This window comes from Amycolatopsis sp. NBC_01286 (assembly GCF_035982555.1).
Taxonomy (GTDB): domain Bacteria; phylum Actinomycetota; class Actinomycetes; order Mycobacteriales; family Pseudonocardiaceae; genus Amycolatopsis.
Genome location: NZ_CP108428.1, coordinates 1,150,953 through 1,174,470, shown reverse-complemented (window position 1 = coordinate 1,174,470; position 23,518 = coordinate 1,150,953). Strand labels below are relative to the sequence as shown.

The following is a 23,518-nucleotide window of genomic DNA, read 5'->3' as shown; positions in this document are numbered from 1 at the left end:
TCATACCTGTCAGCTTGTGTCAGGTATTTCGGTCATACTGGTGTTCATGCGCGCCAGCCGCCTCCTGTCCGTCCTCCTGCTGCTGCAGAATCGCGGCCGGATGACGGCGGAAGAGCTGGCCGAGGAGCTGGAGGTCTCGGTGCGCACGGTCTACCGGGACATCGACGCGCTCTCGGCGTCCGGCGTCCCGGTGTACGCCGACCGCGGCCGGACCGGCGGGTACCGCCTGGTCGACGGCTACCGGACGCGGCTCACCGGGATGACCGAGGAGGAGGCGCAGTCGCTCTCGCTGGCCGGGCTGCCGGTCGCCGCGGCCGAGCTGGGCCTCGGCACGGTGCTCGCGGCCGCCCAGCTCAAGCTGTACGCCGCGCTGCCGCAGGAGCTGCGTGACCGCGCAGGCCGCGTCGCCGAGCGGTTCTACCTGGACGTTCCCGGCTGGCACCGGGGCATCGAGAGCCTGCCGACGCTGTCCGCGGTCGCCGACGCCGTGTGGTCGTCGCACCGGATCCGGATCCGCTACGAACGCTGGGGGCAGCGCGTCGTCGAGCGGGACCTCGAGCCGCTGGGGCTGATCCTCAAAGCCGGGAACTGGTACCTCGCCGGGCGCTGCGAAGGCAGCGACCGGACGTACCGGATCTCGCGGATCCAGGAGCTGACCGACCTCGGTGAGGAGTTCGAGCGGCCGGTCGGCTTCGACCTCGCGGCGTACTGGCAGGAGTGGTCCGAGCAGTTCGAACGGCGGATGTACCCGCGCGTCGCCGTGGTGCGGCTGTCGCCGCGGGCGCAGGCTCTCGTACCGTTCTACGCGGGTGCCGTCGGGGCCCGGGCCCTGCGCGAGTGCCCGAACGAGCCGGCCGCGGACGGCTGGCTCACCATGGAGCTGCCGGTGGAGCCGGGCGAGCCGGCCATCGGCGAGCTGCTGCGCTTCGGGCCGCACCTGGAGGTCCTCGAGCCCGCGGACCTGCGGGCGCAGCTGGCGGCGGCGATCGAGGGGATGGGCGCGATCTATGGGTGAGCTGAGCGGGGTCGCGATCGGCGTCACGGCCGAACGGCGGGCCGACGACTTCATCGAGGCCCTCGAACGCTACGGCGCCGACGTCCGCCACGCCCCGACGATCACCATCGTCCCCCTGGACGCCGACCCCGACCTGCGCGCGGGCACCGAGGCGCTGCTGGCGTCCCCCGTCGGCTTCACGGCGATCACGACCGGCGCGGGCTTCCGCGGCTGGCTGGCCGCCGCCGACGGCTGGGGCCTGCGCGACCGGTTGCTGACGGCGCTGGGCGAGTCCCGGATCTACGCGCGCGGCCCGAAGGCCGTGGGCGCGCTGCGCGGCGCCGGGTTGCGAGAGTCCTTCTCGGCCGCTTCGGAGTCCAACGCGGAACTCTTCGGGACCCTCGCTTCGGCGGGGCTGGCGGGCGAGCGCGTGGCCGTCCAGCTGCACGGGACGCCGTTGCCGGAGCACACGTCGGCCCTGGAACAGGCGGGCGCGCGGCTGGTCGCGGTCCAGCCGTACCGCTGGTACTCGCCGCCGGACGTCACCCCGGTGCACGCCCTGATCGACGCGGCGATCGCGGGGGAGCTCGGCGCGATCGCGTTCACCAGCGCCCCCGCAGCGGCGAACTTCCTGACGCTGGCCCAGGACTACGGCCGCTACGACGACTTGCTGACGGCGTTGCGCGGCCCGGTGGTGTGCGCGTGCGTCGGCCCGGTGACGGCGGCGCCCCTCGAAGAAGCCGGGGTGCGCACGCGGCAACCGGACCGGCAGCGCCTGGGAGCGCTGGTGAAGCTCCTGGTCACGACGCTCAGGGTGTAGCTGTCAACCGACTTGACGGCTTTCTGCCCGAGTTGTCCACATCGCGCCCGGCCATCCACAGATTCGCTGCGTCACCCATCCGGGGTGGGGTGGGCCGATAGACTGGAGCAGGGCACGCCCCCCTGGGTGTGGCGGGGGAGTTTTGGTTGGCGGCGACGGGTAAAGCGCTGTCCTCAGTGGCATTGGTGGGGCGGCTGGTCCGGCGCCGTTGTGACGCCGAGGTCGTCGGAGCGGCCGGCCGCGAGCCGTGGCCACTGGGCGATGGGCCGGCCCGGCCCCGGTGTCCACGTGGGTGCGCCGGTGTCGGTCCGGACGTTCGTGCGGTCCTGTGGCCGGCCGTCCGGCGAGTCCTCCCAGGACTCCCGGCGGCCGAAAACCGTCAGGTCCATCAGCGCGTAGCTGTAGTCCATCGCTTCCACCCCACGGCGTTTCGTCCAGTACGTCTCGAAGACGCGGTCGCCGTCGCGCAGGTAGCAGACCAGGTGGAACAGGCCGGCCTCGCGCCCGGCCAGCAGCGTGTCGAGCGACGGCTGCGCCGAGTACCAGGGCATGTGCCAGTCCATGAAGCCGCGGTAGCGCAGGCTTTCGGCGTACGACGTCCCGGCGTCGGCCGGGCCGGTGGAAACGTTGCGGCCCTGGGAGAAGACCGCGTACGTGATGTCGCGGGAGTGCAGGTTGGCGAGTTCCGCGACCTGGTTGGTGTAGAACGTGCAGCCCTCGCACTGCTCCGCCGCGGGCCGGCCGGGGTTCCACATGAAGTAGTAGGCGATCAGCTGACGGCGTCCTTCGAACGCGTCCAGCAGCGTGACCGGCCCGTCCGGGCCGAGCAGCTCGAGGGTGGCGTCCACCTCGACCATCGGCAGCCGGCGGCGGGCCGCGGCGATCGCGTCGCCTTCGTGGGTGTGGGCCTTTTCCCTGCTGCGCAAGACATCCAGCTCGGCCTGGAACGTCTCGCGGTCGACGATGGTCATCAGGACTCCTTCAGCTTGGCGGTGAGCAGGACGACGCTCGCCAGGGTGACGACCACGGCCACGCCCAGCGCGAGGTGGATGCCGGTCAGCTCGGCGGTCTGCGTCGCGGCGACGGCGCTGAGGACCGGGATGCCGACGGTGATGCCGACCTGCTGCGTCATCGACGTCAGCCCGGTGGCCAGGCCCTGCTCCTCGTCGGGCAGCCCGGACGTCGCGGTCACGGTGTACGCCACGATCGCGGCGACGTGGCCGAAGAACCCGACGAACAGGGCCGGCAGCAGGATCAGCAGGGCGCCGCGGCCGGGGCCGAGGAACAGCAGCGGCACCGTCGCCAGCGCCTCGACGGTCAGCCCGGCGGCCAGCAGGACGCGGCTGCCGAAGCGGCCGATCGCGCGCCCGGCGAGCACGCCCGCGGCCACCGACGCCAGGCCCGGCACGCCGAAGACCAGGCCGGTCGCCCACGGCGAAAGCCCCAGGATCCGCTGCAGGTAGAGGGTCGTCAGGAAGATCACCGCGGGTTCCACCGCGAACAGCACGAGCCCGGCGAAGTTGCCCCACTTGACCGTGCGGCGGGCGAGGATCCGCGGCGGCACGAGCGGCGCGGGCGAGCGCTGTTCGATCAGCCAGAACGCGGCCAGCAGCACCACGCCGACGGCGGCGGCGAGCACGCTCTTGTCGATGACGGCGTAGACCAGCGCCAGCAGGCCGCCGCTGACGGTCAACGCGCCGGGCAGGTCCGGTCGCGCCCGGCCGGCCACGGTCGACTCGGGGACGAGGAACGGCGTCGCGACCAGGATGGCGATCGCCACCGGGACGTTCATGAAGAACGCCGCGCGCCAGCTCAGCAGGCCGACGAGAGCGCCGCCGACCAGCGCGCCGACGGTGAAGCCGCCGGAGAGCAGGGCGCCGTTGAGGCCGAGGACGCGGTCCCGCGCCCGGCCTTCGGCGAACGTCGTGGTCAGCAGCGACAACGCCGAGGGCAGCGTCATCGCGGTGGCGAAGCCCTGCAACGCGCGGGCCGTCAGCAGCAGCTCCGGCGTCGTGGCGAGACCGCCCAGCAGCGACGCCGCGGCCAGCAGGGCCATGCCGGACCGGAACAGCCGCCGGCGGCCGAACAGGTCGCCGAGGCGGCCGCAGACGAGAGTGAAGCCGGCGGCGGGCAGGACGAACGCCGTGCTGACCCACGGCAGCGACGTCAGGTCCAGCCCGACACCCGCGCCGACCTGCGGCAACGCGACGTTCAGGATCGAGAAGTCGATCGACAGCAGGAAACCGGCACCGAGCAGCACGGCCAGGACGGCGCGCTGTCTCGGCGTGAAACGGGCAGGGGGTAGCGCAACGACGGACACGGGGTTCTCCTTGAGGGGAAGTCAGTCCTGCTCGGCGGCCTCCGCGAGGCGCTTGATCTTGGCCAGCCGGCGGTCCCAGTCGGCGGCGAGCGAGGTCATCCAGCGGGCCGTCGCGTCCAGGGCTTCCGAACGCACGGCGTAGCGGACCTCGCGGCCGATCTTCACGCTGCCGACCAGCCCGGCCGAGTCGAGGACGGTGAGGTGCTTGACGATCGCCTGGCGCGACACGGGGAGGCCGCCGGCGAGGGTCGTCGCGGTGGCCTGGCCGTGGGCGGCGAGCAGGTCCAGCAGCTGACGACGGGTCGGATCGGCCAGTGCGGCCAGGACGCCGTCGACGACGTCGTGAGCCATTATTCGGCGCGGGCGGCGAGGGTGGTGAAGCACTGCTCCCAACCGCCGGTGTGGTCCTTGACGACGTTGCGGCGGTTCTCGTCGGACGTCGGCAGGGTGGCGAAGCCGCTCTCGACGACGCGCAGGCGGGTGCCGTCGCCCTCGGGGGTCAGGGTGAACTCGACGAGCGTCGAGTTGTCCTCACGCAGCTCCTCGCCGGGGAACGCGCTGACCCAGCGGTAGGCGAGGTAGTGCGGCGGGTCGACCTTCTCGACGCGCAGCGGGAACTCGCCGTGCTCCGAGTGCGTGACGACCAGGGTCTGGCCCTCTTCGGCCATGGTGCCCTGGACGGTTTCGTCGTCGGTCGCCCAGAAACCGGGCTCGGCCACCAGCGGCCAGACCTTGGCCGGCTTCGCGGCGATCACGATCTCGCGTTCGATGCTGTCGGTGCTCATGCGCACTCCTTCGTCGTCTCATGTGCAATGCCACAGTTGCACATGACGGAGTGCGGTGCAACCCCAGGGTTGCACTTACGGCGTCAGTCCTCGGGGAGTTCGCCCGCTTCGACCGCGCGGAACGACTCGCGGCTCGCGGTTTCTTCGCTCATCCCGAGCCGCCAGTAGCCCGTGAAGCAGATCCGCTGCTTGTCGACCTCGCGCTCCCGTACGAGGTGCCGGCGCACGAGCTTCACCACGCCCGCTTCGCCCGACACCCACGCATACGGCGTCCCGCTGGGGAAGGTCGCCGCGCGGACCGCTTCCAGCAACGCCTCGCCGTGCGGCCGCGCGCCGCGGACCAGCCAGTGGACTTCGACCGCTCCGCGCGTCTCGAACGTCTGACGCTCTTCGCGCCCGGAGACCTCGATGTACGCCGAAAGCCGCGCGCCGGCCGGGAGCTGCTCGATGATCGCGCCGATCGCGGGCAACGCCGTCTCGTCGCCGGTCAGCAGCTGCCAATCGGTGCCGGCCGGGACGTCGTAGAGGCCGTGCGGGCCCAGGAACGCGACGCGGTCGCCCGGTGTCACGCGGGACGCCCACGCCGAGGCCGGGCCGGTGTCGCCGTGCAGCACGAAGTCGACGTCGATCTCGGCGAACCGCGGCCGGTGCGCGCGCACGGTGTACGTCCGCATCGGCGGCCGGACGCCGTCCGGCATCGCGAGGTACGTGCGGTACCACGACAGGACGTCGGAGCCGGTGTCCGGCAGGTTCGGCGCCTCCTGGCCGGGGAGCGGGAAGAAGACCTTGACGTACTGGTCCGGCGCCCCGGCGGGCACCTCGGCGAAGGTCGCCGCCTCGAACGTCACGCGCACCGTGTGCGGCGTGATCGGCCGGACCATCCTCACGCGGGCCCGGTGGTACGTCAGTGCCGGTCGCTCCACCTGCGTCGTCATTAGGCGAGGCTAACCTAATTCATAGGCGTCAGAACAGTCCTCCCGGCTCGGAATCCGCGGCACCCTCCGGTTGCCAACGGTATTTCCGCAGGTCGACGCGCTGGCCGTCGGCCAGCACGCCTTCCGCGCGCAGTCGTTCGAGCTGGTCGTGGACCAGGTGCGGCGCCGGGGTGCCGTTGGCGCGCAGGATCCGGTGCCACGGCAGGTCGTGCCCGTCCTCGGCGAGGATCGCGCCGACCATCCGCGGTGAGGGCGCGCCGGAGAGCGCCGCGATGTCGCCGTACGTCGCGACCGTGCCGGCCGGCACCGACTCGATGATCTCCCGCACCCGCTCGTGCAGAACGTCGTCCATGCCCCCACTCTGCCGCACGGGTACGACACTTTCCGATGCCGCCCGTCGCACGGGCGGTGACCTTCACCGGACACGCCCGCGCTTAGGTGTGCCGGTGCGACGCCCGTTACTCCGGACGTGGTTCCATCGCGGGGTGAACGGCAGGCGAACGGGACCGGCGAACGCGCGGCTGGTGCGCCCGCCGATCGCCGAGGCGCCCACGTTCACCTGGGATTCCGGCGCTCGGCGCGTACTGTCCGCACCCGGGGGTTTCCTGCGGGTGCTCGGCGGGCCCGGCACCGGGAAGACGACGCTGCTGGCGTCGGCCGCGACCCGCCGCATCGCCGAAGGCGCCGACCCGGAGAGCGTGCTGGTGCTGACCACCTCGCGCAAGGCCGCGGACGCGCTGCGGGCCGACATCACCCGCAGCCTCACCGCCGACCCGGACCTGGCGCGGCCGCTGCCCCGGACCGTCCGCGAGCCGCTCGTCCGGACCGTCCACTCGTACGCGTATTCGCTGCTGCGGCTGGAAGCGATGGGCGCGGAGCTCCCGGCGCCGCGGCTGCTCGCCGGCGCCGAACAGGACGTCGTCGTCCGCGAGCTGCTCGCCGGCGACCTCGACGAGGGCGCCGAGAACTGGCCGGAGCAGCTGCGCCCGGCGCTCATCGTGCCCGGGTTCGCCGAGGAGGTGCGCGACCTGCTGATGCGCGCGGCCGAGCGTGGGCTCGGGCCGGCGGACCTCGCCGAGCTGGGCCGCCGCCGCGGGCGCGAGGAGTGGCTCGCCGCCGGGCTCTTCTGGGCCCAGTACGAAGAGGTCACGCAGCTGCAGGGCGCGGGCGGCAACGCGCTGGGCGTCGCGAGCGCGCCCGCCCTCGACGCCGCCGAGCTGGTCACCTCCGCGCTGCTCGCGCTGGAGGACGACGACGAGCTGCGCGAACGGGAGCGCACGCGCGTGCGGCACCTGTTCGTCGACGACGCCCACCACCTCGACCCGCTGCAGACCAGCCTGGTCCGGATGATCGGGCACACCGCGGCCGAGTTCGTCGTCGCCGGCGACCCCGACCAGAACGTGTATTCCTTCCGCGGCGCCGACGCGAGCCTGTTCGCCGACGCCGACCCGGACGGCAGCCGCACGATCACGCTGACGACGTCGCACCGGCTCGCCCCGGCGGTGCGGCTGGCGGTCGCGAAGATCGGTGCGACGCTGCCCGGGTTGTCCCAGCACCGCAAGATCGTCCCGCCCGCCGGGGCCACGGGCGGCAACGTCCGCGTGCGCGTGATGCCGACGCCCGCCGCCGAGGCGAGCTGGATCGCCGACCAGCTCCGCCGCGCCCACCTCGTCGACGGCGTGCCGTGGTCGGAGATCGCGGTGCTCGTCCGGTCGCCGGCGCGGACCTTCCTGGTGCTGCAACGCGCTTTGCGCGCGGCCGGCGTCCCGATCGGGTCGGCCACCGAGGAACTGCCGCTGGCGCGCCAGCCCGCGGTGCGGCCGCTGCTGGCCGTGCTGAAACTCGCGCCCTCGCCGGACCTGCTCGACATCGACCTCGCCGAGATGCTGCTGTCATCGTCGCTCGGCGGCGCGGATCCCCTGGCGTTGCGGCGGCTCCGGCGCGGTCTGCGCCGGCTGGAGCTGGCCGGCGGCGGGCAGCGTTCGAGTGACGACCTGCTCGTGGAAGCGTTGCGCGGCGGGGACATCCTCATCGGGCTGGGCGACGCCGAGGCCGAGCCCGTGCGGCGCGTCGGCGGCCTGCTGCGCGTCACGCACCAGGCCGTCGCCCGCGGCGACGGCGTCGAGCAGGTGCTGTGGGAGCTGTGGAACGAAAGCGGCCTGCAGGAGAAGCTGCTGAAGCAGACCGAACGCGGCGGTTCGCTGGGCGCGCAGGCCGACCGCGATCTCGACGCCGTCGTCGCGCTGTTCGACGCGGCCGGCCGGTACGTCGACCGGCTGCCCCGCTCCAGCGTCGCGTCCTTCGCGGATTACCTTGGCGCGCAACAGATCGCGGGCGACACGCTCGCGCCGGCCGCCGTCCCGGCCGACGGCGTCTCGCTGCTCACCGCGCACTCCGCCGCCGGTCGCGAGTGGACGGTCGTCGCCGTCGCCGGGGTCCAGGAAGGCGCCTGGCCGGACCTGCGGCTGCGTGGATCCGTGCTGGGCGTGGAACGGCTCAAGGACCTGATGTCCGGAGTGGACGATGACGCCGTCTCCCAGACCGCGCCGATCCTGGCCGAGGAACGGCGGCTGTTCTACCTCGCGATGAGCCGCGCGAAGGAGACGCTGCTGGTCACCGCGGTGTCCGGCGAGGACGAACAGCCGTCGCGCTTCCTCGACGACCTGGAGGAGAACGGCGCCGACGACGGCGGCCTCGACTCGCGGATGAAGCCGCCGGGCCGGTCGCTGGTGCTCGCCGAGCTGGTGGGGGACCTGCGCGAGGTCGTCTGCGACGACAAGGCCGACCCGGCGCGCCGGCGCCGCGCGGCCAAGCAGCTCGCGCGGCTGGCCGACGCCAAGGTCCCCGGCGCGCACCCGAGCACCTGGTACGGCCTGCTCCCGGCGTCCACCGACGAACCGGTGCACCCGCCGGGCGACCTGATCCGGATCTCACCGTCCACAGTGGAGATCCTGACGAAGTGCCCGCTGCGGTGGATGATCGAGCGGCACGGCGGGAGTGACCCGGCGCAGCTGGCCGCCGTCACCGGGACGCTGGTGCACGGGCTCGCGCAGGCCGTCGCGTCCGGGAGCACCGACGCCGAGCTGCAGGCCGCGCTGGACGACGCCTGGGTGCGCGTCGACGCCGGCGCGCCGTGGTTCTCGAAGCGGGAGCGCCGGCGGGTCGAGGGGATGCTGCAGAACTTCGTCACCTGGCTGGAGCGCAGCCGGGCGGAGCTGAAGGAAGCCGGCGTCGAGCAGGACATCGAGGTCGAGCTGCCGGCCGGGGGCGCCGACGAGGTCCGGGTGCTGCTGCGCGGCCGCGTCGACCGGGTGGAGCTGGACGCCGACGGGCGGCCGGTGATCGTCGACATCAAGACGGGCAAGGTCCCGGTGTCGGGCAAGGACGCGGAGGAGCACCCGCAGCTGGCCGCGTACCAGCTGGCGGTGCTGCTGGGTGCGATCGAAGGCCGCACGGAGGCCGGCGGCGCGCGGCTGGTGTACGTCGCGAAGGCCAACAACAAGACCGGCGCCACCGAGCGGTCGCAGCCGCCGATGGACGAGGTGGGCGGCAAGCAGTGGCTGGACCTGGTCCGCGGCGCGGCGGCGTCGGCGGCGGGCCCGGACTACCAGGCGCAGGAGAACGTGGACTGCGACCGCTGCCCGGCGCGCGGCTGCTGCCCGCTGCGTCCCGAGGGCAGGCAGGTACCGGGCCCGTGACTTCGCGTGTGGTGGTCGTGAGTGGTAATGAGGGTTCTAACCCTCATTACCACTCACGAGCTCGCGAGGTGACCACATGAGCCCACTGCTCATCGCGAACCCGGTCGAGCCCGCCGAACTCGCCGACGCGCTCGGCCTGCACCGGCCCACCCCCGAGCAGGCCACGGTCATCGCCGCACCCGTCGAACCGTCCCTTGTGGTCGCCGGCGCGGGCGCCGGGAAGACCGAGACCATGGCCGCGCGCGTGGTCTGGCTGGTGGCCAACGGGATCGTCAGCCCGGACCGCGTCCTCGGCCTCACCTTCACCCGCAAGGCCGCGCGTCAGCTCGGCGAACGCGTCCGCGCACGCTTGCGACGGCTGGCCGGATCCGGGCTGCTGGACCGGCTCGACCCGTCCGGCGGGCTGCGGTCCACTGTGGTCGCCGGCGAACCGACCGTGCTCACCTACCACGCCTACGCGGGCCGGCTGCTGTCCGAACACGGGCTCCGGCTGCCGGTGCAGCCCGGCGTCCGGCTGCTGTCGGAGACGTCGTCGTGGCAGCTCGCGCACCGCGTGGTGTCCACTTGGGACAACGAGCTGGACACCGACCGCGTCCCGCCGACGGTCACCGCCGACGTCCTGGCCCTGGCCGGCGAACTCGGCGAGCACCTGGTGTCCACAGAGAAGCTGGCCGAGTACACGTCGTGGATGTGCCAGGTCATCGAGAACGCCCCGCGCGCCAAGGGGCAGCGGGCCGCGTTGCCGCAGAAGCTCACGGAAATCATGGCGGCGCAGCACTTCCGGCTCGCGCTGCTGCCGCTCGTCGAGGCCTACCACCGGCGCAAGCGCAACGAAGGCGCGCTGGACTTCGCCGACCAGATGTCGCTGGCCGCGCAGCTGGCGAGCGAGTACCCGTCGGTCGTGCGCGGCGAGCGGGAGCGGTTCGGCTCGGTGCTGCTCGACGAGTACCAGGACACCGGGCACGCCCAGCGCGTGCTGCTGCGGGCGCTGTTCGGCGGCGTCGAGAACCCGCCGATGCCGGTCACCGCCGTCGGCGACCCGGCCCAGGCGATCTACGGCTGGCGCGGCGCCAGCGCGGCCAACCTGCCGCGCTTCACCACGGACTTCCCGCGCTTCGACGGCGAAAAGCTCGCCCCCGCCCACGATTTCGGGCTGCTGACCAGTTTCCGCAACCCGCCGGAGATCCTCGACCTCGCCAACGCGATCGCCGAACCGCTGCGGGCGCGCGGCCTCGGCGTCGAACGGCTGCGGGCGCGCGAGGGCGCCGGGCCCGCGGACATCGCGTGCGCGCTGCTGCCGGACGTCCGCGCCGAGCGCGAGTGGGTGGCCGACGCGCTCGCCCGGCGCTGGTACGCCGTGCAGGAGCGGACCGGCAAGCCGCCGACCGCGGCCGTGCTGGTGCGCCGTCGGGCCGACATGGCCCCGATCGCCGCCGAGTTGCGGGCGCGCGGGCTGCCGGTCGAGGTCGTCGGCCTCGGCGGGCTGCTGGACGAACCCGAGGTCGCGGACCTCGTCTCGACGTTGCGCGTGCTCGCCGACCCGCTCTCCGGCAGTGCGGCGGCGCGGCTGCTGACCGGCGCGCGCTGGCGGCTCGCGGCCGCCGACGTCGCCGCGTTGTGGCGGCGCGCGGGGGAGCTGTCGAGTCCCGAGAAGTCGGACGGCCCCGAGCTGGTCGTGGAGCGCGTCGAGCAGGCCGGGCTGATCGACGCGATCGACGAACCCGGCTCGCCGGAACGGTATTCGGAAGAGGGCTACAAGCGGATCCGGCGCGTCGGCTGGGAGCTGGCCGCGTTGCGGCGGCGGCTGGACCAGTCGCTGCCGGAGCTGGTCGCCGACGTCGAACGCACGCTGCTGCTGGACGTGGAGTCGCTGGCACGGCCGGGATCGGCGGGGCGGGCACACCTGGACGCGTTCGCCGAAGTCGTCACCGACTACGCCGAGACGGCGCCGACGGCGACCCTGTTGTCCTTTGTGGACTATCTGAACACCGCGGCGCACGCCGAAGACGGGCTCACCCCGGGTGAGGTCGAGGTGGTGCCGGATCGGGTGCAGGTGCTCACCGTGCACTCGGCGAAGGGTCTGGAGTGGGAGGTCGTCGCCGTGCCGCACCTGGTGCAGGACGTCTTCCCGGGCCGGCGGCGGTCGTCGTCGTGGCTGCGGACGGCGACGTCGTTGCCCGCCGCGTTGCGTGGCGACTCCCAGGACCTGCCCGAGCTGCGGATCGCCGACGGCTACGACCGCAAGGAAGTCCAAGAAGGACTGGAGCTGCACGAGGCGGGGTTCGTCGAGCGGGAGCAGTCGGAGGAACGGCGGCTCTGCTACGTCGCGCTGACGCGGTCGGAGCACGCGCTGATCGTCTCCGGGCACTGGTGGAACGAGAGCAGCAGCCGGGCGAAGGGGCCGTCGGAGTTCCTGACCGAGATCGCCGGCGTCATCCGGGAATCCGGCGTCGGGCAGCTCGGCGACTGGGCGCCGGAGCCCGGGCCGGACGACGAGAACCCGCTCGTCTCGGACTCGCGGAAGGCCCGCTGGCCGATCGACCCGCTGGCCGACCGCCGCACCGGCGTCCAAGGTGGAGTGGACCTGGTTTTCGAGGCGCTGTCGGCGTCTTCGGAGGAAGAAGCGTCCGAAGAGGACGATCCCGACGGCTGGCTCACCGACACCGACGTCCTGCTGGAGGAGTGGGCGCGCAAGGACGACCAGATCAAGCGGGTCCCGTTGCCGTCCCGGCTTTCGGTGAGCCAGCTGGTCGCGCTGGCCGAGGACTCCGCGCAGCTCGCGACGGACCTGCGACGGCCGTTGCCGATGGCGCCCAACAGTTTCGCCCGCCGCGGCACGGAGTTCCACAGCTGGCTGGAGCGCCGCTTCGGCGGCGACCAGCTCATCGAGATCGACGACCTCCCGGGCGCCGCCGACTTCGCCGAGATCCCGGACCCCGGCCTCGAAGAGCTGCAGACGCAGTTCGACAAGAGCGAGTGGGCCGCGCGCGTCCCGCACGCCGTCGAGATCACGTTCTCGGCCGACGTCGAGGGCATCACCCTGCGCGGCCGGATGGACGCCGTCTTCTGGAATCCCGACGGCTACTGGGAAGTGGTCGACTGGAAGACGGGCTCGGTCCCGCCGAAGTCCCGGCAGGCGGTGCTGTCGGTCCAGCTGGCGGCGTACCGGATGGCCTGGGCGGCGCTGAAGAACGTCCCGGTGGAGCAGGTCCGCGCGGCGTTCCACTACGTCCGCGCCAACCACACGATCCGGCCGGCCGACCTCCTGGACGCCGAAGGCATCCGAAGCCTGCTCCGCAACCTCCCCGAGTCGTGACGGAAACCGTAACCCGCGTGATCAGAGCCGGAACCACCGTGATTGGAGCCGTAACTCGCGACTTACGGCCCCAATCACACGGGATACGGGCCCACTCACGTGAGTTCCGGCTCGAAACACGCTGGTCAGGCCGCGTCGCGGACCTTCAGGGCCCAGGCGATCAACGGCCACTGCAGCGGGAGCCGGCCCCACGCGATCGCTCGCTGCGGCAGCGGGGCCCGGCGGGCGTCGACCGCCATCTTCACGTTGCCCGGGAAGACGCCCAGGAACAGCAGGGCCGCCGCCAGGGCGCCCAGGCGGCGGGTGCGCGGGACCGCCACCGCGGCCGCCACGGCCAGCTCGGCGACGCCCGAGCCGTACGTCCACGCCCGGCGTGAGCCCGGGAGCGAGCGGGGGATCAGGCCGTCGAACGGCTTCGGGACCGCGAAGTGCAGAGCGCCCATGAAACCCAGCGCACCTGCCATGACGTGCGCGGGCCGTTGTGAAGTAGCCATCGGCTCATCGTTCCACGCGGCGGGCCGCCGCCCGGTTCGGCTATCCTCCGGGCGTGAGTGACGCTCGACACCTGCCTGCGGGAGCCAGTGCATGAGGGCCCTGAGGCGGCTGCCGCTCGGCAGTCTCACCGATCGGCCCGACCACGAGCTCGTCGGCGTCCTGCGGATGCCCGAGCTGACGGTCAGCCCCCTTCGCTCCATCATGAAGCGGGTCATCGGCGCGACCCTGGCGCTGCTGCTGACGGTGATCATCGTCTACGTCGACCGCGACGGGTACCGCGACGCCAACGGTGACGGCCTGTCCCTGCTGGACAGCCTCTACTACGCGACCGTCTCGCTCTCGACCACCGGCTACGGCGACATCGCGCCCGCCACGTCGTCCGCCCGCCTGGTGAACGTGCTGGTGATCACCCCGTTGCGGGTGCTCTTCCTCATCGTCCTGGTCGGGACCACCCTGGAAGTGCTCACCGAGCGCTCCCGGCAGGCGTTCAAGATCCAGAAGTGGAGGACGAAGGTGCGCGACCACACGGTCGTCGTCGGGTTCGGCACCAAGGGCCGGTCCGCCGTCAACGCGCTGCTCGGCGACGAGAGCGTCGCCCCGGGCCAGGTCGTCGTCGTCGACACCGACCAGCAGGCCCTCGACGCCGCGAGCGCGCTCGGCCTGGTCGCCGTGCACGGCTCGGCCACCCGGTCCGACGTGCTGCGCGTCGCCGCCGTGCAGCACGCGCGCGCGGTCGTCGTCGCCCCGAACCGCGACGACACGGCGGTGCTCGTGACGCTCACCGCGCGCGAGCTCGCCCCGAAGGCGCACATCGTGGCGTCGGTGCGGGAGGCGGAGAACGTCCACCTGCTGAAGCAGTCCGGCGCCGACCAGGTCGTCGTCTCCAGCGAGACGGCCGGGCGGCTGCTCGGCATGGCGACGTCGACGCCGCTGGTCGTGGACATCATGGAGGACCTGCTCACCCCGGAGTCCGGGCTGGCCATCGCCGAACGCGCGGTCGAGCCTTCGGAGGAGGGCGGGTCGCCGCGGCACCTGTCGGACCTCGTCCTGGGCCTGGTCCGCGACGGCGTCCTCTACCGCGTCGACTCCCCGCAGGCCGACGCCATCGAGCCCGGCGACAAGCTGCTCTACGTCAAGAAGGTGACGCAGACGGAGAAGATCGAGCGGTAGGTCCGGTTCGCCCGGCCGACCTGCGGAGCCGAGACCGTGCCGCCTGGGTTTTGCCCGCGGGATCTGGAACCATGACCGGGTGCCCCCGCGACCCCTCGCCCTGAAGTGGCCCTCGGTGGCGATCCCCGCCGCGGCCGGCGTGCTCGTCGTCCTGCTGGCCTGGCTGGCCGGGCCCGGGTTGCTCGGGATCAGCAACGACGACCTCGGCGCACCGGTGTCGGCCGAGGTCATCAAGCCCGCACCGTGCGACCGCCTGGACCCCGTCGAGACCGTCCGGTTCACCGTCGCCGGCAAGACCCACGAGGGCACGCTCAACGGCTGCGGCCACGGCCAGAACGAGCGCGTCGACGTCGGCGTCCCGGACGAGCTCCCGGACCAGGGCACGGTCGCCGTCCAGGTGGCGGACACGTCGGCCGGCGCGTCGGACGCGCGGCGCCCGCTCGGGCTCGCACTTCTGGTGTTCGCGTGCTTCTCGGGCGGGATCTTCGTCTACACCTGGCTGCGGCTGCCGCCGAAACCGAAGGCCGCCAAACCCGCGAAGGTCAGCTGACCCTCAGCTGACTTCGGACGACGGTGCCGCGAAGGTGTTGCAGTCGGAGATCCGGTTGCTCGTCGCGCCCGCCCGCCACCACGACGCGTAGTGCGCGTTGGTGCCGTGGTCGTGGCTGCGGGAGGTGTTGTCGCCGCGGGTCTCCTGGTCGTTCCAGGCCTTGTTGTACATGTCGCGGTTGATCGTGCCGCCCTGGTCGACGTGCGCGCCGAGGAACATCCCGGAGAAGCACTGGGCCTGCAGTTCCTTGCGCCGCGACATCTCGAGCCCGGCGGGGCTGTTCTGGCCGGCCTCGTAGATCTTCTGCCAGGCCGCGTCCATCAGCCCGGCGACCTCCTGGACGTGGTGGCCGTACTCGTGGGCGAACAGGGCCAGGTAGACGCCGGGGTTGTTGCCGTACTGGTCGGTCTGCAGCCCGCGGAAGGGCACGTACAGGTTGTTCTCGCAGTAGTACGCGGCGGTCGCGATGCCGACCTGGATGGTGCCGCACTCGGTCTCGAAGCTCGCGCCGGTCGGGAAGTGCAGCGCCGGCGGCGTGAACGGCAGGCCGTAGGCGGTGAGGAACGGGCCCCACGCCGCGTCCAGGCACTTGCTGGCGGCGGTGAAGAAGGCTTCCGCGCCCGCCTGGGTGCTCTGCCAGGCCGGCAGCGTGCAGACGCGGTTCTGCAGCCCGGCGTTCGGGTCCTGCAGGATCGGGTGGTCGGCCAGCTTGAGGACCTTCTGCGGGCCGGTCGCGCTCGGCGTGGACAGCTCGGTCGACGGGCCGGGCGACGCCGACGCCGGGGCACCCGCGCCCCCGGGCAGCTGCGAGGGAATGTCCTGGGACGACGGCGTGTCGCGGTAGGCCGGGTTCGCGAGCGGCGTGTCCTGGCGGTTGAGCGCCACGATGGCGACCAGCCCGAGCACCAGCACGGCCACGGCGCCGAGACACACCCCGATCACGGCGGCCGGCGAACGACGTCGCGGCGCGGCGGGCACGGTGTGCGGGTGACCCAGCCACGCGGGAGCCGGTTGCGCATCCGGCACCGGCGGCGGCTGGACGGAACCGCTGGGCGGTACCTGGCCGTGGGGCGGTTGCGTCATCTAGGCAGTCCCGAAGGGTCTCGGTACGGACCGGGGGTACCCGATCCCGGCGTTCAGCCTACCGGGGGAACGGTGCCTCCCGCACCCGTCCGTGTGCGCAGGGTCGCGGCGCACCGACGTCACCCCAGGTCTGGCCGGGTGCAACCCGCTCTGAGAGAGTGTCCGCAAGCAGGTACCGCAGGCGAGGGGCTTCGATGACAGAGACCGGTGGCGCGTCCGGCGAAGAGGGCGCCGACACGCCGACACCGAGCCAGGGCTTGCCCCGGGCTCACGCTCCTGGATCGGGTGAGGCGAAGCCACCGGAAAGTTACGATCAGTCACCGTCGACGCCGCCGACCGGCTGGCAGGCCCCGGACCCGCGCGGTGCGCAGCCGCCGCCCGGGTGGCAGCCGCAGACCCCGCCGCAGATGCCCTACGGCGGACCGCCGCCGCAGTACCCGCAGTTCCCGCAGCAGCGGGCCTTCAGCCCGCACGGGCTGGGCAAGCCCGGTGTGATCGCGCTGCGCCCGCTCAACATCGGCGACATCCTCGACGGCTCGATCACCGCGATCCGCCGGCACCCGCTGCTCATCCTGGGTGTCGGCGCGGTGCTGGCGGTGATCTCGGCCGCGATCACCTTCCTCGTGCAGAAGTTCCTCTTCGCCGACCTGGACGAGCTGACCTCGGTCGCCGCGCTCGGCCCGGGCGCGACCGAGGCGGAGGCGCGGGACGCCGTGTTCGGCGTGTTCGGCGACGTGTTCCTGGTGCTCCTGCCGACGGCGGCGCTCACGACACTGCTGACGACGCTGCTCAACGGGTTCCTCGCCGCCGTCATGGGCCGCGCCGCACTCGGGCGCGAAGTGACCTTCTCGATCGCGTGGGCCGAGGTTCAGCCCCGGCTGCTGCCGCTGCTGGGCATCGGGCTCGTCTACTCGGTGGTCACGACGATCGGCCTGATGCTCTGCATCGTCCCCGGCGTGCTCGCGTACGTGTTCTGGGCGCTGGCCAGCGCCGCGCTGATCCTGGAGCGCGGCACGTTCAAGCAGGCGTTCTCCCGCTCGGTCAAGCTCGTCAGGGGCTCGTTCTGGCGCGTGCTCGGCATCCTGGCGCTGGCCTGGATCATCGAGTACCTGTTCAACAACATCATCCAGCTGCCGTTCACCCTCGGCACCGGCGTCTTCCAGCAGGTGCTGAACCCGTCGGCCGCGGCGGTCGTGCCGAGCACCGGCGACCTGCTGCTGGCGTCGGTCGGCCAGGTCATCTCCGGCACCATCGCGACGCCGTTCGTCGCGCTGGTCACCGTGATCATCTACCTGGACCAGCGGATGCGCCGCGAGGGCATGGACATCGAGCTGGCCCGCGCCGCCGGGGTGACGCCGCCGCAGGCATGGTGACGTCGCTGTGGTTTCTGGGGCCGAGCCCCAGACCCCAGCCGGGGGACAAGCCCCCCTGGACCCCCCAACAGCGCTGGGTGACCGACGTCCCGGTCGACATCGACCGGGACACCGCGCGCCGCGCCGCGCAGGAGGAGCTGAGCGACCCGAAGTACCAGCAGGCGCGCCCGAGTGTGCTGCAGCAGGTCGCGCAGTGGCTCGGCGAGCAGCTGGAGAAGCTGCTGAACGGCCTGTCTTCGGTCGTCCCGGGCGGGATCTTCGGCCTGGTCCTGATCCTGGTGCTGCTGATCGTGCTCGTCGTCGTGATCCGGTTGCGCACCGGCAAGATCGCCCGCGCGGCCCGGGCGGACCGGCTGGTCTTCGACGGGAAGCGGCAGAGCGCCGACGACTACCGCCGCTCCGCCGCCGAGGCCGCGGCCGCCGGTCGCTACGACGACGCCGTCCGCGACCGCTTCCGGGCCCTCGTACGGGCCCTGGAGGAACGCGCGCTGCTGGACGCCCGCTCCGGCCGGACGGCCGACGAGGCCGCCGCGGAGGCCGGGGTGCTGCTGCCGAACGTCGCGACCGAGCTGCGGCACGGCGCGCGGCTGTTCGACGACGTGCACTACGGCGGCCGTGAAGGCACCGAAACCGCGTACCGCACGCTGACCGAGCTGGATGAGCGCTGCCGCCGGGAACGGCCGGTGGTGATGGCGGCCTCGTGAGCACCTCCGTTTCGCCGGACGCGCGCCGGATCTGGCGCGGTTCCCGCATTCCGCTCGCCCTGCTCGCGCTGGTGGTCGCCGCCGGCGCGCTGCTGCTGCTCGGTCGCGGCGAGCAGACGCACGGCGCGCTCGAACCCGGTTCCTACGAACCCGGCGGCGCGCACGCGCTGGCGAAGCTGCTGGCCGGCCAAGGCGTCGACGTCCGGATCGCGCACACGATCGACGAGGCGGACGACGCCCTCGGCGAGAACACGACGTTGCTGGTCACCCAGCCGGACCTGGTGCCGGCGAAGCGCTTCGACGCGGCCCGGCGGCGCGCCGCCGACGTCGTCCTCGTGACGCCGGGAGCGCCGACGCTCAAGGACTCCCTGCCGCTGGTCCGGCCGGTCGGCCAGAACGACGTCGGCACGCTGAGCCCGCAGTGCACGGTCGCCGCCGCGGTCGCGGCCGGCGACGCCACGCTCGGCGGGATCGGTTACGCCGCACCGGGTGCGCGCTCGTGCTACCCCGGCGAGGACGGCGGCGGCACGCTGCTGCAGCTCGCCGACGCCGGCGGCACGACGACGCTGCTCGGCACGTCGGCGCCGCTGACCAACGGCCGGCTCGCCGACGAGGGCAACGCGGCGTTGAGCCTGCGCCTGCTCGGGCAGCACCCGAAGCTGGTCTGGTACCTGCCGTCGGCGACCGACCCGGCGCTGGACGACTCGCGGAAGTCGATCTTCGAGCTGATCCCGGACGGCTGGTACTTCGGCGCCGCGCAGGTGGGCATCGCGGTCGCGCTGCTGGCGCTGTGGCGGGCCCGGCGGCTCGGCCCGGTCGTCACCGAGCCCCTGCCCGTCGTCGTCCGCGCGGCCGAAACGGCGGAGGGCCGCGCCCGGCTGTACCGGCGCGCGAAGGCGGCGGACCACGCCGGCGAGACCCTGCGCGAGGCGGCGCGGTCCCGGCTGCGGACCACGCTGGGCCTGCCCCGCGACGCCGACGCGACGGCGTTGGTGACGTCGGTGAGCGAGCGGGCAGGCCGGCCCGCGAACGACGTCGGCGCCGTGCTGTACGGGCCGCCGGTGACCGGCGATCCCGCGCTGGTGCGGCTGGCCGGCGAACTGGACAGGGTGGAACGAGAGGTGGAGCGAACTTGAGCAGCGGTACCGAAGGGACGACCGGGGCCCGCGACGCGCTGATCGCGCTGCGCGCGGAGGTCGCGAAGGCCGTCGTCGGCAACGACGCCGCCGTCACCGGGCTGATCCTGGCCCTGCTCTGCCGGGGGCACGTGCTGCTCGAAGGCGTCCCCGGCGTCGCGAAGACGCTGCTGGTGCGGGCGCTCGCGGCGGCGCTGGACCTGGAGACCAAGCGGGTGCAGTTCACGCCGGACCTGATGCCCGGTGACGTCACCGGCTCGATCGTCTACGACGCGCACAGCGGCGAGTTCTCCTTCCGCGAGGGCCCGGTGTTCACGAACCTGCTGCTCGCCGACGAGATCAACCGGACGCCGCCGAAGACGCAGTCGTCGCTGCTGGAGGCGATGGAGGAGCGGCAGGTCTCCCTCGACGGCGAGTCGCGGCCGCTGCCCGACCCGTTCATCGTGATCGCCACCCAGAACCCGGTGGAGTACGAGGGCACCTACCCGCTGCCGGAGGCGCAGCTGGACCGGTTCCTGCTGAAGCTGACCATGCCGACGCCGTCGCGCGAGGACGAGATCGGCATCCTCTGGCGGCACGCGCAGGGCTTCGACCCGCGCAACCTCGCGGCGGCGGGCCTCAAGCCGGTCGCGGGGGCGGCGGAACTCGCCACCGCCCGCGAAGCCGTTTCGAAGGTCACCATCGGCCCCGAGGTGATCGGCTACGTCGTCGACCTCTGCCGGGCGACGCGGCAGCTGCCGTCGGTGCGGATCGGCGTTTCTCCCCGTGGTGCCACGGCGCTGCTGGCCGTCACGCGCGCCTGGGCGTGGCTCGCCGGGCGCGACTACGCGACCCCGGACGACGTCAAGGCGCTGGCCCGGCCCGCGCTGCGGCACCGCCTGGACGTCCGGCCCGAGGCCGAGCTTGAAGGCGTCACCGCGGACGGCGTGCTGGACCGGGTGCTCGCGTCCGTGCCCGTGCCGCGCTGACATGGCCGTCACCGGAAGGCTCGGGCTGCTGGCGCTCTTCGGCGCGCTGGTGGTCGGGCTGCTCCTGCCGTCGCGGGCCGGCCTGCTGGCCGTCGGCGGGGTGCTGCTGGTGCTCGTCGTGGTGGATCTCGTGCTGGCCGGGAGCGTCCGGCCGCTGACGTTCGCGCGCTCCGGCGACACGTCGGTGCGGCTCGGGGAGCCGTGCGAGGTGACGCTGGTGGTGGCGAACCCCGGTGGCCGCGCGGTCCGCGGGCAGCTGCGCGACGCGTGGCCGCCTTCGGCGGGTGCCGCCGACCGGCACGTCCTGCGCGTACCGGCGGGGGAGCGACGCGCTTTGGTGACTTCTCTGCGGCCGTCGCGGCGCGGTGACCGGCCGGCGGCGCGCGTGACGGTCCGCTCGGTCGGCCCGCTGGGGCTGGCGGCGCGGCAGGGTTCGCACGTGGTGCCGTGGACGGTCCGCGTGCGGCCGCCGTTCCACAGCCGCAAGCACCTGCCGTCGCGGCTCGCGCGGCTGCAGCAGCTCGACGGCCGCAACGCGGTGCTGATCCGCGGCCAGGGCACGGAGTTCGACTCGCTGCGCGAGTACGTGATCGGCGACGACGTCCGCTCGATCGACTGGCGGGCGACGGCCCGCGCGGCGGACGTCATGGTCCGGACCTGGCGCCCGGAACGCGACCGGCACGTGGTGCTGGTGCTGGACACCGGCCGCGTCTCGGCGGGCCGGGTCGGCGACGCCCCGCGCCTGGACGCGGCGATGGACGCGGCGCTGCTGCTGGCGGTGCTCGCCGCGAAAGCCGGCGACCGCGTCGACCTGCTGGCCTACGACCGCCGCCTGCGCGCGGCGGTGCAGGGTTCCTCGGGTGCGGCGTTGCTGACGTCGCTCGTCAACGCGATGGCGCCGCTGGAGCCGTCGCTGATCGAGACGGACGCGCGCGGGATGGTCGCCGAGATCCTGCGGCGCACGCGGCGTCGCGCGCTGGTGGTGCTGCTGACGGGGTTGGACGCGGCGCCGCTGGAGGAGGGGTTGTTCCCGGTGCTGAGCTCGCTGACGTCGCGGCACGAGCTGGTGATCGCGTCGGTCGCGGACCCGCGGGTCGCGGAGATGCTGGCGGGGCGCGGTGACGCGGAAGCCGTGTACGACGCGGCGGCGGCGTCGCGGACCATGGCGGAGCGCAGCCGCGTGACGGAACGCTTGGCGCGCCACGGGGTCAGCGTCGTCGACGCGGTCCCGGAGGAGCTGCCGCCTGCCCTGGCGGACCGGTACCTGGCCCTGAAGGCCGCGGGCCGGCTTTAGGGAGTCGTGAGTGGTAATGCGGGTTAGAACCCGCATTACCACTCACGAGTGGCTGCGGTGGTGCCTGGCTCGCCGGACTGTTAAGCCCGGAGGATGCGAAAACTTTTCGTGGGATGCCTGGTCCTGGCCGCCGTGTCGATCCCCGTGCCCGCGTCGGCCGACGACGGCGCGCCCGTCTACCTGGCCGACGGCGGGGGGACGCTCTCGCTCGCGGCCGCCGGCGGCAAGCCCGTGCTCGCCGACGCCAAGGACCCGAACGCCAAGTGGGCGTACGACAAGACGTCCCAGCACTTCAAGAGTGTCCCGAGTGGACAGTGCCTCACTGCGGCCAGCCCGGTCGACGGCGTCGCGGTGACGCTCGCCGCCTGTGACGACAAGGACAAGCGCCAGTCCTGGCGGCGCGTCGCGGGGCTGCCGGGGCTCGTCGAGATCACGAACGTCGCCACCGCGCGCTGCCTCACCGCGGAAGGCGCCGTCGCGGGCGCCCGGCTGTACCAGGAAGTCTGTTCCCTGACCGGAATCCCGAACACCTGGGCCGCGGGCGGGCGCACCCTCGCCATCCTGTCCGGCAACGGCCAGCGCCTCGCGACGAAGGACCCGGGCGCGCCGTTCGTCGTCCGGGTGATCGGCGAGAACGGCCAGCCGGCGCCGGACGTCCCGGTCAGCTTCTACGTCCGCGCGGCCCGTCCGAAGAACCTCCTGGTCTTCGAAGGCGGCAGTGACACGGCGACGGCGAAGACGGGCGCCGACGGCTCGGCGTCGAGCCCCAAACTGACGTTGACCGAGCAAGGCGAGTTCGAGGCCCGGTTCGTCGGAACCGCCGGGCTGGACGACGGATCGTCCATCGCCTTCGAGGGCTCGTGCTTATGCTGACTCGGGCAGCGCGTCGCCGATGTCGCGCGCTTCGAGGTCGCCGACTTCGCCTTCACGAGCGGCGCGACGGCCGAGCGTGAAGACGTAGACCAGGAACGCCACCTCGACCACGACGCCGATCCCGACGCGGACCCACGTCGGCCAGCCCGACGGCGTCACGAACGCCTCGATGACGCCCGACACGAACAGCACGCACGCCAGCCCGAGCGCCATCACCACGACCGACCGGCCCTGCTCGCCCAGCGCCGCGGTGCGCGATCGGCGTCCGGGGTCGATCACCGTCCAGCCGAGCCGCAACCCGGCGCCCGCCGCGATGAACACCGCCGTCAGCTCCAGGAGGCCGTGGGGCAGCAGCAGGCCGATCATCACGTCGGCGCGGCCCGCGGCGCTCATCGCGCCGATGATCACGCCGGCGTTGAGCGCGTTCATCCAGAGCGCGCCGATCACCGGCAGGCCCAGCGCGACGCCGAGGAACAGGCAGGTCGCCGCCACCCAGGCGTTGTTCGTCCAGACGCGCGCGGCGAACGACGTCGCCGGGCCGGTCGAGTAGTAGGTCTCGGCTTCGCCGCCCGGCTTGGTCAGCTGGTTCAGCTCGTCCGGCGTCGCGATCGACGCGCGCACGTGCGGGTCGCCCGAAACCCACACCGCGATCACCACCATCACCGCGATCGACGCCAGCGCGGCCGGGATCCACCAGCGCCGTGACAGGTAGACGGCGGCCGGGAAGCGGCGCGTGAAGAACAGCGCGACCTCGCGCCACGCCGGGTTGTGCGACCCCGAGATCGCGCTGCGGCCGCGCGCGACCAGCCCGGACAGCCGTCCGAGCAGCGCCGGGTCGGGGGCCACCGAGCGGACGATCGAGAGGTGCGTCGCCGTGCGCTGGTAGAGCGTGACCAGCTCGTCGGCCTCCGCGCCGGTGAGCTTCCCGCCGCGGCGGCTGAGCTCGCCGAGCCGGTGCCACTCCGCCGAGTGCGCCGCGACGAAGACGTCCACATCCACCCGGT

The 23,518-nt window shown here is 73.0% G+C and carries 21 protein-coding genes; 12 read left to right on the top strand and 9 right to left on the bottom strand.

Going from position 1 to position 23,518, the window contains the following annotated elements:
• The first annotated feature begins 46 nt into the window (after positions 1 to 46).
• Both OG570_RS05450 and OG570_RS05445 read left to right on the top strand, forming a co-directional pair.
• Positions 47 to 1,015, top strand: coding sequence for a helix-turn-helix transcriptional regulator (locus tag OG570_RS05450; RefSeq protein WP_326955824.1), 969 nt, complete (start codon positions 47 to 49; stop codon positions 1,013 to 1,015).
• On the top strand, positions 1,008 to 1,814 hold the full coding sequence (locus OG570_RS05445) for a uroporphyrinogen-III synthase (protein ID WP_326955823.1): 807 nt from the start codon (positions 1,008 to 1,010) through the stop codon (positions 1,812 to 1,814). The genes OG570_RS05450 and OG570_RS05445 overlap by 8 nt, the downstream gene beginning before the upstream one ends.
• Positions 1,815 to 1,987: 173 nt before the next feature.
• Here OG570_RS05445 and OG570_RS05440 read toward each other — a convergent pair whose 3' ends face one another.
• The 6 genes from OG570_RS05440 to OG570_RS05415 form a co-directional block, all read right to left on the bottom strand.
• The gene (locus OG570_RS05440) at positions 1,988 to 2,785 is read right to left on the bottom strand and encodes a DUF899 family protein (protein ID WP_326955822.1); all 798 of its coding nucleotides are present in this window, start codon (positions 2,783 to 2,785) and stop codon (positions 1,988 to 1,990) included.
• A complete protein-coding gene (locus OG570_RS05435) occupies positions 2,785 to 4,134 on the bottom strand; it encodes an MFS transporter (protein ID WP_326955821.1) in 1,350 nt (449 codons plus the stop codon). The genes OG570_RS05440 and OG570_RS05435 overlap by 1 nt, the downstream gene beginning before the upstream one ends.
• 21 nt (positions 4,135 to 4,155) lie before the next feature.
• Positions 4,156 to 4,485 (bottom strand): ArsR/SmtB family transcription factor, encoded by a 330-nt coding sequence (locus OG570_RS05430; protein ID WP_247061119.1) that lies wholly within the window; start codon positions 4,483 to 4,485, stop codon positions 4,156 to 4,158.
• Complete coding sequence (locus OG570_RS05425) at positions 4,485 to 4,919, bottom strand: SRPBCC domain-containing protein (RefSeq protein ID WP_247061121.1); 435 nt, start codon at positions 4,917 to 4,919, stop codon at positions 4,485 to 4,487. Before OG570_RS05425 ends, OG570_RS05430 begins: the two co-directional genes overlap by 1 nt.
• A gap of 83 nt (positions 4,920 to 5,002) precedes the next feature.
• Positions 5,003 to 5,854, bottom strand: coding sequence for a siderophore-interacting protein (locus OG570_RS05420; protein WP_326955820.1), 852 nt, complete (start codon positions 5,852 to 5,854; stop codon positions 5,003 to 5,005).
• A 28-nt stretch (positions 5,855 to 5,882) separates the two neighbouring features.
• Complete coding sequence (locus tag OG570_RS05415; protein WP_326946357.1) at positions 5,883 to 6,206, bottom strand: MGMT family protein; 324 nt, start codon at positions 6,204 to 6,206, stop codon at positions 5,883 to 5,885.
• Between the two features lie 172 nt (positions 6,207 to 6,378).
• On the opposite strand from OG570_RS05415, the gene OG570_RS05410 reads away from it, so the two are divergent.
• Together OG570_RS05410 and OG570_RS05405 are read left to right on the top strand one after the other, a co-directional pair.
• Positions 6,379 to 9,552 carry an ATP-dependent helicase gene (locus OG570_RS05410; RefSeq protein WP_326951773.1) on the top strand — a complete coding sequence of 1,058 codons (3,174 nt, stop codon included), beginning with the start codon at positions 6,379 to 6,381 and terminating at the stop codon, positions 9,550 to 9,552.
• Between the two features lie 76 nt (positions 9,553 to 9,628).
• Positions 9,629 to 12,868, top strand: a complete 3,240-nt coding sequence (locus OG570_RS05405) for an ATP-dependent helicase (RefSeq protein ID WP_326955819.1) — start codon at positions 9,629 to 9,631, stop codon at positions 12,866 to 12,868.
• Positions 12,869 to 12,993: 125 nt separating this feature from the next.
• Here OG570_RS05405 and OG570_RS05400 read toward each other — a convergent pair whose 3' ends face one another.
• Positions 12,994 to 13,362, bottom strand: a complete 369-nt coding sequence (locus OG570_RS05400; protein WP_247061126.1) for a DoxX family protein — start codon at positions 13,360 to 13,362, stop codon at positions 12,994 to 12,996.
• Positions 13,363 to 13,453: 91 nt separating this feature from the next.
• Here OG570_RS05400 and OG570_RS05395 point away from each other — a divergent pair, with 91 nt between their 5' ends.
• Both OG570_RS05395 and OG570_RS05390 read left to right on the top strand, forming a co-directional pair.
• Positions 13,454 to 14,533 carry a potassium channel family protein gene (locus OG570_RS05395; protein ID WP_247061127.1) on the top strand — a complete coding sequence of 360 codons (1,080 nt, stop codon included), beginning with the start codon at positions 13,454 to 13,456 and terminating at the stop codon, positions 14,531 to 14,533.
• Positions 14,534 to 14,648: 115 nt separating this feature from the next.
• Positions 14,649 to 15,083: a hypothetical protein gene (locus OG570_RS05390; protein ID WP_326959885.1), complete on the top strand. Its 435-nt coding sequence runs from the start codon at positions 14,649 to 14,651 to the stop codon at positions 15,081 to 15,083.
• 3 nt (positions 15,084 to 15,086) lie between these two features.
• On the opposite strand, the gene OG570_RS05385 is transcribed toward OG570_RS05390, so the two are convergent.
• Positions 15,087 to 16,166: a neutral zinc metallopeptidase gene (locus OG570_RS05385; RefSeq protein ID WP_442788244.1), complete on the bottom strand. Its 1,080-nt coding sequence runs from the start codon at positions 16,164 to 16,166 to the stop codon at positions 15,087 to 15,089.
• Positions 16,167 to 16,360: 194 nt separating this feature from the next.
• Here OG570_RS05385 and OG570_RS05380 point away from each other — a divergent pair, with 194 nt between their 5' ends.
• The 6 genes from OG570_RS05380 (at position 16,361) to OG570_RS05355 (ending at position 22,514) form a co-directional block, all read left to right on the top strand.
• A complete protein-coding gene (locus OG570_RS05380) occupies positions 16,361 to 17,539 on the top strand; it encodes a hypothetical protein (RefSeq protein ID WP_326955818.1) in 1,179 nt (392 codons plus the stop codon).
• A 77-nt stretch (positions 17,540 to 17,616) separates the two neighbouring features.
• The gene (locus tag OG570_RS05375; protein WP_326955817.1) at positions 17,617 to 18,243 is read left to right on the top strand and encodes a DUF4129 domain-containing protein; all 627 of its coding nucleotides are present in this window, start codon (positions 17,617 to 17,619) and stop codon (positions 18,241 to 18,243) included.
• Positions 18,240 to 19,379: a DUF4350 domain-containing protein gene (locus OG570_RS05370; RefSeq protein WP_326955816.1), complete on the top strand. Its 1,140-nt coding sequence runs from the start codon at positions 18,240 to 18,242 to the stop codon at positions 19,377 to 19,379. Before OG570_RS05375 ends, OG570_RS05370 begins: the two co-directional genes overlap by 4 nt.
• Positions 19,376 to 20,347 carry an AAA family ATPase gene (locus OG570_RS05365; protein WP_326946362.1) on the top strand — a complete coding sequence of 324 codons (972 nt, stop codon included), beginning with the start codon at positions 19,376 to 19,378 and terminating at the stop codon, positions 20,345 to 20,347. The genes OG570_RS05370 and OG570_RS05365 overlap by 4 nt, the downstream gene beginning before the upstream one ends.
• Before the next feature lies 1 nt (position 20,348).
• Positions 20,349 to 21,641, top strand: coding sequence for a DUF58 domain-containing protein (locus OG570_RS05360; protein ID WP_326955815.1), 1,293 nt, complete (start codon positions 20,349 to 20,351; stop codon positions 21,639 to 21,641).
• Between the two features lie 93 nt (positions 21,642 to 21,734).
• On the top strand, positions 21,735 to 22,514 hold the full coding sequence (locus tag OG570_RS05355) for an RICIN domain-containing protein (protein WP_326955814.1): 780 nt from the start codon (positions 21,735 to 21,737) through the stop codon (positions 22,512 to 22,514).
• On the opposite strand, the gene OG570_RS05350 is transcribed toward OG570_RS05355, so the two are convergent.
• Positions 22,506 to 23,513: a stage II sporulation protein M gene (locus OG570_RS05350; RefSeq protein ID WP_326946365.1), complete on the bottom strand. Its 1,008-nt coding sequence runs from the start codon at positions 23,511 to 23,513 to the stop codon at positions 22,506 to 22,508. The two genes, OG570_RS05355 and OG570_RS05350, sit on opposite strands and share 9 nt — an antisense overlap.
• Positions 23,514 to 23,518: the final 5 nt, after the last annotated feature.

What these genes read in the sequence shown, in the direction of transcription:
- OG570_RS05405 (WP_326955819.1), top strand. Translation starts at nt 9,629, where the DNA reads ATGAGCCCACTGCTCATCGCGAACCCGGTCGAGCCCGCCGAACTCGCC.
- OG570_RS05420 (WP_326955820.1), bottom strand. Translation starts at nt 5,854, where the DNA reads ATGACGACGCAGGTGGAGCGACCGGCACTGACGTACCACCGGGCCCGC.
- OG570_RS05400 (WP_247061126.1), bottom strand. Translation starts at nt 13,362, where the DNA reads ATGGCTACTTCACAACGGCCCGCGCACGTCATGGCAGGTGCGCTGGGT.
- OG570_RS05360 (WP_326955815.1), top strand. Translation starts at nt 20,349, where the DNA reads ATGGCCGTCACCGGAAGGCTCGGGCTGCTGGCGCTCTTCGGCGCGCTG.
- OG570_RS05440 (WP_326955822.1), bottom strand. Translation starts at nt 2,785, where the DNA reads ATGACCATCGTCGACCGCGAGACGTTCCAGGCCGAGCTGGATGTCTTG.
- OG570_RS05380 (WP_326955818.1), top strand. Translation starts at nt 16,361, where the DNA reads ATGACAGAGACCGGTGGCGCGTCCGGCGAAGAGGGCGCCGACACGCCG.
- OG570_RS05395 (WP_247061127.1), top strand. Translation starts at nt 13,454, where the DNA reads ATGAGGGCCCTGAGGCGGCTGCCGCTCGGCAGTCTCACCGATCGGCCC.
- OG570_RS05355 (WP_326955814.1), top strand. Translation starts at nt 21,735, where the DNA reads ATGCGAAAACTTTTCGTGGGATGCCTGGTCCTGGCCGCCGTGTCGATC.
- OG570_RS05430 (WP_247061119.1), bottom strand. Translation starts at nt 4,485, where the DNA reads ATGGCTCACGACGTCGTCGACGGCGTCCTGGCCGCACTGGCCGATCCG.
- OG570_RS05385 (WP_442788244.1), bottom strand. Translation starts at nt 16,166, where the DNA reads ATGACGCAACCGCCCCACGGCCAGGTACCGCCCAGCGGTTCCGTCCAG.
- OG570_RS05415 (WP_326946357.1), bottom strand. Translation starts at nt 6,206, where the DNA reads ATGGACGACGTTCTGCACGAGCGGGTGCGGGAGATCATCGAGTCGGTG.
- OG570_RS05425 (WP_247061121.1), bottom strand. Translation starts at nt 4,919, where the DNA reads ATGAGCACCGACAGCATCGAACGCGAGATCGTGATCGCCGCGAAGCCG.
- OG570_RS05450 (WP_326955824.1), top strand. Translation starts at nt 47, where the DNA reads ATGCGCGCCAGCCGCCTCCTGTCCGTCCTCCTGCTGCTGCAGAATCGC.
- OG570_RS05445 (WP_326955823.1), top strand. Translation starts at nt 1,008, where the DNA reads ATGGGTGAGCTGAGCGGGGTCGCGATCGGCGTCACGGCCGAACGGCGG.